The following is a 12905-nucleotide window of genomic DNA, read 5'->3' as shown; positions in this document are numbered from 1 at the left end:
TTCGGATGCGTGGTCAGACGGGGAGGCGACCGAGGTCGAGGAAGCGGAGCAGCTGGGGGCCGCCGACGTAGGAGGCCGTGCCGTTGTCCGCGACCACCACGGTGCCGGTGACCGTGCGGGAGGCGTCGCCGGCGAGGTAGACGACGGTGCCGACCATGTCCTCCGGGTCCTCGAGCCGGCCGGCGGGCACCGCCGACAGCAGGCCCTGCGCGGCGTCGGGATCGGCGAAGAAGGTCGTGGTCAGGTCGGTGCGCGTCCAGCCGGGGGCCACGGCGTTGACCCGCACGCCGGCGGGCCCCCACTCCGCCGCCAGGGTCCGGGTCAACGAGATGACCGCGGCCTTCGTCGCGCCGTAGTGGGAGAGCAGGGGGATGCCGTTCACCCCGGCGATGGACGACACGTTGATGACCGAGCCGCTGCCTCGCTCGACCAGGTGACGACCGAAGGTGTGGGTGACCCAGACGAGGGATTCCAGGTTGAGGCGCAGCACCTGGCTCCAGTCGTCGGGTTCCAGATCCAGGAACGGACCGGCGTGGCTCATCCCTCCCGCGTTGTTGACCAGGATGTCGGGTGCGCCGAACTCGGCGAGGGTGGTCCTCTCGGCCGCCCTGATCTGGTCGAGGTCGGTGACGTCGCAGGTGAGGACGAGTGCTCGGCGCCCGAGGTTCTCCACCTGGTCGGCGACGGCCTCCAACCGGGTGGTGTCCCGTGCCACGAGCGCGACGTCCGCCCCGGCGGCGGCGAGGCCGGTGGCGACCGCCGCTCCGATGCCTCGGGAGGCTCCGGTCACCAGTGCTGTCCTGCCTCGCAGTCCGAACAGGTCCATTGCGGGGGGCATCGCTTCTCCTCTGCTGGGTACGCGCGGCGTGGTGCACGCCGCCGGATTCGACGTCGTCGTTCGACGGTCGCGAACTGCGCGGTGACAGTGGGGAATGGGATGTGCGGACACGGCCGACGGCGCTGGGCGACCGGTGGGCGCGTTTCCGGGAGTCGGGGTTTCCGCCGGCGTCCCCGGCCGGGTGCGCGGGTTCCTGCTGGGTGACCCCGTTTGTCGGGAAATCGGGTGGATGTTTGGTATCTCACACGTTCTCCCCCGACCTGTGTACCCCCATTGGGGTGGCCGTTTTTCGCGCGGAATAGGGGAGGCACCCGGTCGATTCGCTCGTCCCAGTACCTTGGAACCAGGCCGACGGAGTGATTTCCGCGCGAATTTCCTTACCCCGGACAGCGGCGACCGCCGTTATTCTTCTCACGTTCCGCTGCCAGCGGGCGCCGTTTTCGGGGAAACATTGGTCGGACGGAGTGATCTCCCTTCCCTTTCGAGTCCTTCGTGGCCGTTCGGGGCCACTGGTGGCGGAGGCCGCTCGTCCCGGTACCAGCGGGCGGGCGCCCGGCGCGGGACGTGGTGCGCCGAACCGGGGCTTCTGGTGAGCGGGCGGCGACCAGCGGCGGGTGGAGCACCGGGGGCGGGGCTGGTGTCGTCGTTCTCGGCCCGGATATGCCGGTCGGGCGGGGCGGCAGCGTGCGCCGGGACGGCGAGGAGCCCCCGGCTCGAGGCATCGGCGGACCAGGTGGCGGGGCGGTCTGGGCGGCGCGGTGCCATGTCGACCAGGGTGGTGGCATTCCGCCATGCGTCAGTGCTGTGCCCGACGGTCAGTGGTGACGCCGCGCCTTGCTGGTGCTCCCCGACGCGGTGCTCCTCCACCGGTGACGGCGAAGCACGGGGCGCCTTTTCCGGTGCTCGTCCGGCCTGGGTTCGCCGAACTCCTCGCTCGCCGCCATCGGTGACCACAGCCCGGCTCGTCCCCGTTCTTCGTGGCCATTCCGACGTCGCGGACGCGAGGAGAACGAGTTCCCGGAACACGGTCCCTTTCCGACGAGCGAGAACGTTCGCGGGCTCCGGTCTCCCGCGCCAAGGCCAAGGCCGCCCGGATTCGACCGGCCTTTCCGCCTCCTCGTCTCCGGTTGGCGCGAGCGCGGCGACCCGCCGACGCGTCGAGGAGTTCCGGGCCCGTGAGCGGCACCGGCTCCGCGGATGCGGGCACCAGCAGCCGGGGATGTGACCGGCGAGCCGGCACGGACGCGGGCGGGGGCGGGGGCGCTGATCCCGTTCGCCCCGAGGCGCGCGGGCTGGCGAGCGACCTCCTCGAACCACCCGGCGGCGCCCACCCGCCACCCGCAACATAGAATGAACAAAAGTTCACCCTATGATGGCCGCCATGACCTGGGACGACAGCGGTCGCCCCACTCCCACGGAAGGACACCGATGATCGAGGTCATCCCCGCACGCGACTTCGGGGCTGAGCACCGCCGCGCCGTCACGGAGGTCTACGTGGACGCCTTCGGCGCCGACTTCACGTACTTCTCGAAGGACCCGAAGCGGCTGGCGGCGTTGTTCGAGCCGATGATGGCCCCGGAGCACTTCCACCTCGCCGTCGTGGACGGCCAACCCGCCGGCATCACCGCGCTGACCGACGGCCGCCAGCAGAGCGTCCGCCCGGACAGGCGCCAGTTCGTCCGGCAGCTGGGGTTGGTGAAGGGCACCATCGGCGCGGCCGTGCTCAGCAGGGAGTTCGGCAGGACCCTCGACCTGCCGGCGGACACGGCGTCCCTCGAGTACGTCGGGACGGCCTCGGCGCACCAGGGCAAGGGCGTGGCCACCGCGCTGTTGACCCACCTCATGCGGGTGTCCGGCCACCGCCGCTACGTGCTCGAGTACATTGCCGACACCAACGTCGCGGCCCTGCGCCTGTACCGGAAGCTCGGCTTCGTGGAATACCGGCGGATACCGGTGAAGCACACGAGGTTCAGCGGCATCAACCACTACGTGTCGATGGAGTGGGAACGCCGGTGACGGGTGTCGCACTGGTCCCCCGACCCGGAAGGAGGAAGCGTGCCCCGCCCCAGCGCCCAGTACGAGGCGATGCGGTCCGCGACCCTGGCCAGGGTGCACACCGCCGCCACCGCCCTGTTCACCCGGCACGGGTTCGCGGCCACCAGCGTGCGGGACATCGCCCGCGAGGCCGGCATCAGCACGGGGCTGATCTACCGGCACTACCCGTCCAAGGACGAGCTCTTCGACGCGCTGGTCCGTCAGGCCACCGACGGACTGCGCGACGCGGCCCGGCGGCTGCGGGCGGAGGATCCGCCCGAGCGGGTGCTCACCCGCTTCACCGAGGACTTCCTGTCGGCGGTGGCCCGCGAGGAGGGCTTCGCCGAGTTCTCCACGCTGATGAACCACGCGGTGGCGTTGCCGGTGCGCCCTCCCTCGACGGGGAGCCTCATGGAGGAGCACGTCGCGCTGCTCGACGCCCTCGTCGACCTCGTCGAACGGGGGCAGCGCGAAGGCGGGTTCCGCCCCGGCCCGCCGCGCGAACTCGCGGTCGCCTACCTCGCGACGCTCGGTGGTCTCGCGATGATGAAGGTTTCCCTCGGCGCGGAGCTGACGGTCGCGAGCTCGACGATCGTCAACTCCCTGGTGTGCTGAGAACGCCGCCGCCGTGGCGCCACCCCATCCCGACACCCCGGCGAGCGGTCCGGCCCGCGTTCCACGGCGTTCCGGGTACGAGTCGCCCGCGACGACGAGACGGTGGGCGCGCACCCGTTCCCGACAGCGGAGTCGAATGGGCGCGCGACGCCGTCGATCCGGGTGCGGCACACCGCGGCATCGGGTGCGTGATGACATCCTCGGGGTGAGTATCCGTGGGAGCAGGTGGGGCGAGGACTCCGGCGGGCGGGACCGGTTTTCCGGCAGCCGCCGTTTCGGACGCCGAGCCCCGGTACGAATGCGGAATGGAATGCGCATCGGACAAAGGGAAGTCGCCGTTACACCCAGCGGAGAACAGCCCGTGAATGTTCACCCGGGAGCTCCGCCCGTTCACCGACCGGCGGTGCTCCGTGGCGGGCGTGGTATGACAGGGCGCCGCGCCACCTGGCGGACGGGGACTCCGCCTCGGTGCTCGTCCCTGGTCCGCCAACCGGTGCGGCCCGGACGGGAGTGAACGGCGGGACGGGCTCGCGCCGCCCGCTCCCCCGACCGACCGGCCTGAGCGAACGGTCGGAGCCGGCCCGGAGTTCGCCTCGTCCGCCGGCGGCGCCACACACGGACCTGAACCGGACGTCGCGGGCGGACCACCACCCCGCACCCACGCCCCTCGGTGCCCGCCACCGGCACTCCAGGCCCCCCACCTGCCCCAACCCGGGTACGGCACCGGCATGGCCCACTGACCAGCGGTCAGCGCGACGCCAGGAGGGGCGGTGGCGACGAGACGCCGTTCCGGTCCGGCGGAGCGACCGCACACGCGCGAGGGCGCTCTGCCCACCGGGCGTACGGTGACTGGGACATCGGAACCAGTCGAACCCCCGGAAACACCCGGGAACACTACGACGTTCAGCCCCACGATTCCCGTTCCACGCCGACTGACTTCGCTCGTCGACGACGAACGGCGTCCGGCACGAACTCCCCTTCCGGCCACGTCGGAACACCGGCGGCATTGCGCTTCACCACCGGTTTCGCCGCACTCGACCCACTCCGGTCACACGCCCCCCTGATCTTCACCCGACCCGAAAACGAGTAACGGGACGACCCAGGCCGATCAGCCGGCGCGAAATAAACCCGCGCCTTCCGACCCTTGACAGGTTTTGCCGCCCTGGTTAGCGTTTCAACGGTTTCACCGAATCGCCGCACGAATGCGCCGACCACCAGCTCTTCGTTCGTAGTCAGCCGCACCGACCAACCACATCGGCGCGGGAAGAAACCATGCCCTGAACACACACGCGTTCTCGGGGCGGATGGGGGAATGGTGAGGACACCCATGTCCGACGGACTGGCGACCGACCGTCGTGAACCCGACCCCGACCGGGTCGCTCGTCCGACGGCGGCCGGCGGCCGCCGGGGGGTTCGCGCTCCCGCCGCCGTTCCAGGAGTCCCGCCGAGAAGTTCCCACCCGTGACGGCGCCGCGCCCCCGGGAGGCCGTCGACCTCGCTGACGTGGAACGAGCCGCGGCAGCGCTCCTGGCACCGGAGGTCCGCGACTTCGTCGCCGGCGGCAGCGGCATGGAACGCACGCTCGCGGCCAACCGGGCCGCCCTCGACGCCACCCACGTCGTCCCAAGGGTCCTCACGGGCATCGACTCCACCGACACCAGCGCGTCGCTCGTCGGGACGGCGGCCAGGTTGCCGGTCGCGGTGGCCCCGATGGCCTACCAGTGCCTGCTCCACCCGGAGGGGGAACTGGCGGCGGCCCGCGCGGCCGCCGCCCGAGGAGTGCCCTTCACGGTCAGCACCCTGAGCAGCCGAACCGTCGAGGAGCTGGCCGAGACCGGCGCGGCGCTCTGGTTCCAGCTGTACTGGCTGCGGGACAGGGGCCTGGTCGAGGAACTGCTGGACCGCGCGGAGGACGCCGGCTGCCAGGCTCTGGTCATCACCGTCGACGTCCCCGTCATGGGGCGTCGGGCGCGGGACGTGCGCAACGGCTTCGCGCTGCCCAGCTCGGTGCGGGCCGCGCACCTGGACACCGGGCCGACGAGCCACGCGCACGTCGGACGAGCGGGTTCCTCGGCGGTGGCGGACCACACCGCGCTGGCCTTCGACCCGACCCTGGGATGGCGCGACCTGGAGTGGCTGCGCGGCCGCTGCCGTCTTCCCCTCGTGGTCAAGGGAGTCCTGGACCCCAGGGACGCGGCGCGCTGCGCCGACCTGGGCGCGTCCGCCGTGGTGGTGTCCAACCACGGCGGACGGCAGTTCGACGGGGCGCCCCCCACCGCCGTCGCACTGCCCCGGGTGGTCGAGGCGGTCGGGGACGCGGTGGAGGTGCTGGTCGACAGCGGCATCCGCGGCGGGTCGGACGTGGTGCGGGTGCTGGCGCTCGGCGCCCGGGGTGCGCTCCTCGGCAGACCGGTCCTGTGGGGACTCGCCGCCGACGGGCAGCGCGGCGTGACCCGCGTGCTCGACCTGCTGCGGCTGGAGCTGGAGCAGGCCCTGCTCCTCGCCGGGTGCGCCGACCTCGCCGACGCCGGGCGGCTGGCCACGTACGTCCGGTCCGACCCGTCCTGACGACCGCCTCGGTTCCGAACGGCACCGTCGTACTGCGATTCGGAGGCTCGATGTCCACGACGTTGGATTTCCGCATGCTGGGGCCCCTGGAGGTGCACGCGGCAGGTGGTCAGGTCCGGATCGGGGGTCCCCGTCAGCGGATCGTGTTGACGATGCTGCTGCTCAACGCCGGCCGGGTCGTGTCGGTCGACAGCCTGGTGGAGACGGTGTGGGGAGCGAGACCACCGTCGAGCAGCCGCACCCAGGTCGCCATCTGCGTGTCCGCGTTGCGGAAGACGTTCCGCTCGTGCGGGGTGCACGGCACCCTCATCGAGACGGCCGCACCGGGGTACGTCCTGCACCCGGGCGAACACCGCATCGACACCCTGGTGTTCGAGGAGTTGGTGGCCGACGCCAGGGCGCGCGCGGGCGACGCGGCCCAGGCGGTGCGCCGCTACGACGAGGCGTTGGCGCTGCGACGCGGACCCGTGCTGTCCAACGTCGGCGGGGTCGTGCCCGAACAGGCCGCGGCGCAGCTGGAGGAGAGGATCCTCGCCGCCTACGAGGAGCAGGCGGAACTCCGACTCGGTCTGGGAGAGCAGGGGGCACTCGTCGCCGGACTCGCCGAGGCGGTCGAACGGCACCCGCTCCGGGACCGCCTGCACGGGCTGCTGATGATGGCGCAGTACCGGTCGGGGCACCGCGTCGCGGCCCTGGAGACCTTCGTCCGGTGGCGGCGGCGGTCGGTCGAGGAGCTGGGCCTGGAACCCAGCGTCGAGCTGCGACGCCTGCACGAACGCATCCTGCGGGACGAGGACGGCCCCCCGGTCGACCGCCCGCCGGCGCAGCTTCCCGCCGCGACACGGGCCTTCGTCGGACGGGACGAGGCCGTGGCCGCGCTGGACCGCCTGGGGAGCAGGGCTGGCCGGGACGGGGTGCCACCGCTCGGGTTGCTGGTGGGCGCCGGTGGGGTGGGCAAGACCGCGCTGGCCGTGTGGTGGGGCGCCCGCAACGCCGAACTGTTCCCCGACGGGCAGCTCTTCGTCGACCTGAGCGGCCACGACGCGCACCGGTCCCCGGCCGACCCGTACACGGCCCTCTCCCACCTCCTCCACTCGCTCGGTGTTCCCCCCGAGCGGGTACCGAGCCGGGAGGAGCGGCCCGCGCTGTTCCGGACCCTGGTCGCCGACCGGCGGATGCTGCTGGTGCTCGACGACGCGCGGAACGCCGCCCAGGTGTGGCCGCTGATGCCGAACAGCGCCACCTGCCACGTGCTGGTGACCTCCCGCGACCCGCTGCGCGAACTGGTCGCCCGGTGCGGGACGGTCCCGCTCTGGCTGGGTGGCCTGCGACGGCACGAGGCCGTCGACCTGGTCAGGGGCATCGTGGGACCGCGACGGGTGTCCCGGGACCCGGACGCCGTCGCCCAGCTCGTCGAACTGTGCGAGCGACTTCCCGGGACGCTGCTGGCCGCCGCGGCGCACCTGGCGGGCCGGCCGCACTGGGACGTGCCCAGGATGGTGCGCGAACTGCGCCACCGGGGCGTGTGGACGGCCGGCGACGGCGGGTGCGCGCGGGACTGCCGGCAGCGCTCGGCCGCTCCCGTTCCCCGTGCGGGTCGCCCACCGCTGCCCGGCGTCGGACGACCCGTGCACTCCGTCGGCGACCCGATGGAGCGGGGCACCCGGACGAGGACCCCCGCCCCGAGCGGAGCCGCGAGCTGGCTCGCCGACGGCGTGGGCCACTGACGGGCGGCCGTCCCCTGTCCGATGAGCACGAGGAACTCGGTTCTGGCGCGCGCATCCGCGATCCCGGCCTGCTGCCCCGCCCCGAGCGGGCGGTGCTCGCACCTCCACACACACAACGGGTCACCGGAGGCGGGGCTCGGTCCCGGGTCGCGTACGGCCCGGCGGGCTCCTCGGCCTCGCGGTTCCCGGCTCCCGAGCGGCGCGGCGGCGGCCGGGCCCGGTGCCCGCCACCCACGGGGGCCGCCTCCGACGGCTCGCGGGCCGTGCGCCGCCGGCTCGTCCGCCCCGAGGAACGGGAACGCGACCCCCGCCGTGCCCCCGCGTCCCGACCGGCCACCACCCCAGCGGTGATCAGGGTCCCCGGCGGGGCTCCCCGACCGCCGGTTCGCCGACCACCACCCGGAGAGGGCCCGACGGCTCCCTCCCCGAACTGACGAGGAGTGCTCGTGACCACAGTTGACACCCATTCCTACCCCTTCGGTGACCCGGTGCGCCTGGACATCCATCCCGGCTACGCGCGGTCGCGCGCGGAGCAGCCGGCGATGCGGGTGCGGTTGCCCTACGGCGACGAGTGCTGGTTGGTGACCCGCTACTCCGACGTCAGGACCGTGCTCTCCGACCCGAGGTTCAGCCGGGCCCGCGCGGCCGGGCGGGAGGACACCCCCCGGGTGACGCCGGAGGCGGCGCCCACGGGCTCGATCCTGAGCATGGACCCACCCGAGCACAGCAGGTTGCGGAAACTGATCGCGCGGGGCTTCACCGCGCGGCGGGTCCGCGAGTTCCGCCCCCGCACCCAGGAGATCGTGGACGGCCTGTTGGACGAGATCGAGCGCACCGGTCCGCCCTCGGACCTGGTCGAGAGCCTGGCGCTCCCCCTGCCGGTGTCGGTCATCTCCCAGATGCTCGGCGTGCCCCCGGAGGAACACCACCGGTTCCGCGACTTCTCGGCGATGGTGCTGTCCACCACGGCCCACACGCGGGAGGAGGTCAGGGCGGCGCGTGCCGGCCTGGAGGAGTACCTGGGCGAACTGGCCGAGCAGCGCAGGCGGGAGCCCGGGGACGACCTGATGAGCGTCCTGGTCGCCGCCCACGAGGACGACCGGCTCACCGAGCAGGAGTTGCGGCAGACCGGCATCACCCTGCTGGTCGGCGGGCACGAGTCCACCGCGAGCCAGTTCGCCAGCTCCGTCTACCTGCTGCTGTCGCGGCCCGAGCAGTGGGCGATGCTCAGGGAACGCCCGGAGCTGGTTCCCTCGGCGGTGGAGGAACTCCTGCGCTACATCCCGCTGGGATCCGGTGGCGCGTTCGCCCGCATCGCCACCGAGGACGTCCAACTGGGCGAGGTCCTGGTCCGCGCGGGCGAGGCGGTGGTGGCCAGCACCAACTCGGCCAACCGCGACGACAGGGTGTTCTCCGACCCCGAGGTCCTCGACCTGACCAGGGAGACCAACCCGCACCTGGCCTTCGGCGGCGGGGTGCACGTCTGCCTCGGCGCTCAGCTGGCGCGGGGAGAGCTCCAGGTCGCGCTGTCGTCGTTGTTGACCCGCTTCCCGGACCTGCGGCTGGTCACCTCCGCCGAGGACGTCCCCTGGAAGGAGGGGACGCTGCTGCGATCGCCCCAGCGGCTCCCGGTGACCTGGTGATCAGCTCCGACTGGTGACCAGCACGTCGGGAACGGTCTTCACCCGAGTTCCCGACGGCTGGTCACCCCGACCGCACGGGTCGGGTCGCGGGCGGCTCCTGTGGTGGAGCTCGTCCGCCCCGCTCGCGCGGCGGTGGGACGCGAACGGTGGGGCCCGTGGGGCGGGGTTCCCGCCCGGTGTCCGGCGCGCGCGGTTGGCTGGTCATGGCCTCGGCGCGCCCCGGCCACGGTGGATCGACAGCGCCGGGATGCGTGAGGGGACGTGCCGCCGCCGGCCGCCCTGGTGGCCGGCCGGCGACCGAGCGGGAACCGGTCGGGATGTTCGGCGGCCGGCCTCGGCACGGCGATGGACTTCCGGAGGCCCCGGCCACGAACGCGCGGTCCGGGTCGACCCGGACCGCGCCGGGAGGCCCGTCCAGCCCATCCCGCGCGGCCAGCCTGGCCCCGTGGGGACCAGGTCGGCGTTCCGTTCGAGGCGCGGCTCGGCGGGTTCCGGTTCGGCACCGCGCGCCTGACCCACTCCCCCGGTCAGGACGCGGCCGGGCCGGCCTGGCCGCCCGGGCCGGCCGCGTGCTACCGGCCGCGCTCCCGCGCCACAGGGCGCGGCCGCCCGTGGTGGACGGCGACCGGGCGGCGGCCAGCCGCCGGCCTCCGGCGACCGGGGACCCGCGCGGGCGGCGGGTGGGGTCCCGCCCCGCCGGCGGCCCGGTGCCGGCGGTGCTGCCCGTGCCGGTGACCGCGCTCGTCGGGGCGGGGGACGTTCCTCGGCGGGCGTGTTCGGCGCGCCGGGAGGGGGTGGGCAGCCCCGGGGTCGGGTTCGGGCGGGCCGCGCCGCCAGGGTGAGGTCGGTGGCCGGCGACCCCCGCGTGCGGCTCCGATGGGGGTCAACGGTCGTGGTGGGCCAGTTCGGGGGGCAGGGGTCGCGACGGCACGTCCAGGGCGGACCGGGTGTTGCCGGTGTGCCAGAACAGGTGGGTCCCCGGTTCGTCGGAGTCGACCTCGGCGAGGAGGCGGGCGAACGCCTTCGCCCCGTAGCACTCGTCGACCTCCACCCCGGCCGCCTCCCGCAGCAGGTCGGCGGCGCGCCCCGCCTGGGCGCCCGGCACCCCGTAGGGCGCGTCGGAGTACCCGTCGACGTGTCGGAGATGCTCGGGTCGCACCTGGTCGCGGGCGACACCGAGGGCGGCGGCGGCCTCCCGGGCGCGCTCCACCAACCCCGGTCCGGTCACCGACGCGTCCCCCACCACGTCCACGGCCGTGACCTGGAACGACAGGCCGGTGCTCGCCAGTCCGGCGGCGATCCCCGCCGCGGTGAGGGTGGACGCGGCCGGCAGGTACACCCGCAGCGGTTCGGGCAGGGCCAGGGCGCGCGCCTGCTCGCCGAGTTCCCGGCCGGCCAGGGCGTGCGCTCTCCCGGCCACCGGGGCCGCTCCCCCGAAGGGGATGACGAAGGGCCGCGCGCCGCCCGCGCGGAGTTCCTCGACTGCCTCGCGGTGTCGCCGCCGGTCCGGGTGCACCGACACCCCTGGTGGCACCGGTTCCAGTCGTGCCCCGGCGCCCAGCGCCAGCCGCAGGTTCCGGGACACCAGCGGGCCGGGTTCCTGGGGCAGCACCAACGCGGTGACCGGAAGCCCGAGACCGGCCGCGTGCAGGGCCGTCGCGGCGACGTGGTTGGAGCCGGCGGTGCCCGCGGTGAGCACCGCGGTCGCTCCCTCGGCCAACGCGGCCCCCAGGACGAACTCCAGCGCCCTGGTCTTGCAGCCACCGAAGACCGGCGAGTTCTCGTCGTCGCGTTTGAGGTGGATCGGACGGCGGGCCACACCGGTGATCCGCTGGACGCGGGTCGGGGCGGTGATCAGCGGGACACGCGGTGGGCCGGTGGGTCCGGTCAAGCCGGCTCTCCCGTCCCGGCGGTGCCGGTGCCGGCGAGCGCCGCGCGGAGGGCGCGCGGCCGCATGTCCGTCCAGTTCTCGTCGATCCAGGCCAGGCAGTGCCGTTTCGGACCCCGCTGGCCCACGGCACGCCACCCGGCCGGGACCTCCCGTCCGACCGGCCACACGGAATACTGCTCCTCGTCGTTGACGACGACCTCGAACTCGGCGGTGTCCTCGTTTTCTCCCAGCACGCCACTACCTCCGCGCAGACGTTTTTCCCGGCATCCTAACGACGCGTCTTTTCGTTTCGTTATCATTGTCAACATTGTTTTCCGGTGGATATCCTGCCGGCCGTGGTGATTTCCCGGAGCGCGGAACGGTTCGGATTCCCTCGGCTGCGGGGACTGGGTCGGCTCGCGGGCTCGGCGGGGGTGGAAAGCCTCGGCAGTGGCATGTTCCTGCCCTTCACCATTCCGTACTTCCTGGCCGTCACCGACCTCGGCCTGGTCGCCATCGGTACCGCGCTGTCGATCGCCGCGCTCGCGGGGGTTCCGGCCGGGGTGTTGAGCGGTCCGCTGGTGGACCGGTTCGGCGCGCCGGCCGTGATCGTGGGCTGCAACCTGCTGCGCTGCCTCGGTTTCGTGTCCTACCTGTGGGTGGAGACGCCGTGGCAGCTGGTGCTGGCGGCGGCGTTGATCTACTGGGCCGACGGCGCCTGGTTGCCCGCCCAGGGAACCCTGGTGGTGTCCCTGGTGGGGATCGAACAGCAGCCGAGGTGGTTCGGGCTGATCCGGTCGGCCCGCAACGCCTCGCTGGGTGTGGGGGCGATGATCGCCGCGGCGGTCGTCGGGTTCGGTGACATCGGGTACCACGCGCTGGCGGTGACCAACGCGGTCATCTACCTGTTCGTGGCCCTGCTCATCGGGACCTGGCCCAAGGCCCACGCCCTGGCGGGTCGGCGCGCGGCGGTGGCGCGGCCCCGGGCGACCGGCGGGTACCTGCGGGTGCTGCGGGACCGCCCGTTCACGCTGTTGGTGGTGGCCAACGCGTTCTTCGTGGTCGCCGTGTACGCGATCATCCTGTTGGTGCCCGCCTTCGTGGGGGTGACGATGCCGGCCCACGCGTGGCTGCCGGGAGCGTTGTACACCGTCAACACGGTGCTGGTGGTCGTGGCCCAGCCGCCGGTGGTCCGGTGGACCGAGAAGCGGGCCGAGACGGGCGTGCTCCGGTTGGCCTCGGTGCTGTGGGCGGTGTCCTTCCTCGTGCTGGGGGCGTCGGCCCTGCTGCCGCCACCGGCGGCCCTGGTCATGCTGTTCCTCGGGATCGTGGTGTTCACCTCGGCGGAGCTGCTCTTCGCGCCGACGAGTTCCGCGTTCGCGGCGCGCCTGGCGCCGGAGGAGATGCGGGGCCGCTACCTCGGGGTGCACCAGATGTCCTGGGGTGTGGCGATGGTGGTGGCGCCGGTGCTGTTCACCAGCCTGTTGGCGCGGGGGCCGGTGTGGCCCTGGCCGGTGCTCGTCGCCTGCTGCGCGGTGGCGTGGCTGGCGGTGGGCGGGGCGCGTTCCCACGGGACGCGCCGGGAGTCGGCGGCGGCCTGAGCGGGTACC

Annotated in this window: 9 protein-coding genes; 6 read left to right on the top strand and 3 right to left on the bottom strand. The window is 73.4% G+C overall.

Features of this window, described 5'->3' with window-relative positions:
- Positions 1 to 13: 13 nt before the first annotated feature.
- Positions 14 to 838, bottom strand: a complete 825-nt coding sequence (locus tag G443_RS02475) for an SDR family NAD(P)-dependent oxidoreductase (RefSeq protein ID WP_211237625.1) — start codon at positions 836 to 838, stop codon at positions 14 to 16.
- A gap of 1428 nt (positions 839 to 2266) precedes the next feature.
- Here G443_RS02475 and G443_RS02470 point away from each other — a divergent pair.
- The 5 genes from G443_RS02470 (at position 2267) to G443_RS02450 (ending at position 9425) form a co-directional block, all read left to right on the top strand.
- Positions 2267 to 2854 carry a GNAT family N-acetyltransferase gene (locus G443_RS02470; protein ID WP_035293166.1) on the top strand — a complete coding sequence of 196 codons (588 nt, stop codon included), beginning with the start codon at positions 2267 to 2269 and terminating at the stop codon, positions 2852 to 2854.
- Between the two features lie 39 nt (positions 2855 to 2893).
- Entirely contained in the window at positions 2894 to 3487 is a 594-nt protein-coding gene (locus G443_RS02465) for a TetR/AcrR family transcriptional regulator (protein ID WP_026420599.1), read from the top strand.
- A gap of 1461 nt (positions 3488 to 4948) precedes the next feature.
- On the top strand, positions 4949 to 6055 hold the full coding sequence (locus tag G443_RS02460; RefSeq protein ID WP_026420600.1) for an alpha-hydroxy acid oxidase: 1107 nt from the start codon (positions 4949 to 4951) through the stop codon (positions 6053 to 6055).
- Between the two features lie 50 nt (positions 6056 to 6105).
- Positions 6106 to 7782, top strand: coding sequence for an AfsR/SARP family transcriptional regulator (locus tag G443_RS02455; RefSeq protein ID WP_245588972.1), 1677 nt, complete (start codon positions 6106 to 6108; stop codon positions 7780 to 7782).
- Positions 7783 to 8228: 446 nt separating this feature from the next.
- The gene (locus G443_RS02450) at positions 8229 to 9425 is read left to right on the top strand and encodes a cytochrome P450 (protein ID WP_026420601.1); all 1197 of its coding nucleotides are present in this window, start codon (positions 8229 to 8231) and stop codon (positions 9423 to 9425) included.
- 883 nt (positions 9426 to 10308) lie between these two features.
- On the opposite strand, the gene G443_RS02445 is transcribed toward G443_RS02450, so the two are convergent.
- Positions 10309 to 11316 (bottom strand): 1-aminocyclopropane-1-carboxylate deaminase/D-cysteine desulfhydrase, encoded by a 1008-nt coding sequence (locus tag G443_RS02445; RefSeq protein WP_245588973.1) that lies wholly within the window; start codon positions 11314 to 11316, stop codon positions 10309 to 10311.
- A complete protein-coding gene (locus tag G443_RS02440) occupies positions 11313 to 11549 on the bottom strand; it encodes an MbtH family protein (protein ID WP_211237626.1) in 237 nt (78 codons plus the stop codon). Before G443_RS02440 ends, G443_RS02445 begins: the two co-directional genes overlap by 4 nt.
- A gap of 102 nt (positions 11550 to 11651) precedes the next feature.
- Here G443_RS02440 and G443_RS02435 point away from each other — a divergent pair, with 102 nt between their 5' ends.
- Positions 11652 to 12896, top strand: a complete 1245-nt coding sequence (locus G443_RS02435) for an MFS transporter (RefSeq protein ID WP_026420605.1) — start codon at positions 11652 to 11654, stop codon at positions 12894 to 12896.
- Positions 12897 to 12905 lie beyond the last annotated feature (9 nt).

The sequence above is a fragment of the Actinoalloteichus caeruleus DSM 43889 genome (genome assembly GCF_000429185.2).
GTDB lineage: Bacteria > Actinomycetota > Actinomycetes > Mycobacteriales > Pseudonocardiaceae > Actinoalloteichus_B > Actinoalloteichus_B caeruleus.
Note: the sequence above shows the minus strand (reverse complement) of the source record. Positions and strands in the feature narration are given on the sequence as shown.

What these genes read in the sequence shown, in the direction of transcription:
- G443_RS02475 (WP_211237625.1), bottom strand. Translation starts at nt 838, where the DNA reads ATGCCCCCCGCAATGGACCTGTTCGGACTGCGAGGCAGGACAGCACTG.
- G443_RS02455 (WP_245588972.1), top strand. Translation starts at nt 6,106, where the DNA reads ATGTCCACGACGTTGGATTTCCGCATGCTGGGGCCCCTGGAGGTGCAC.
- G443_RS02470 (WP_035293166.1), top strand. Translation starts at nt 2,267, where the DNA reads ATGATCGAGGTCATCCCCGCACGCGACTTCGGGGCTGAGCACCGCCGC.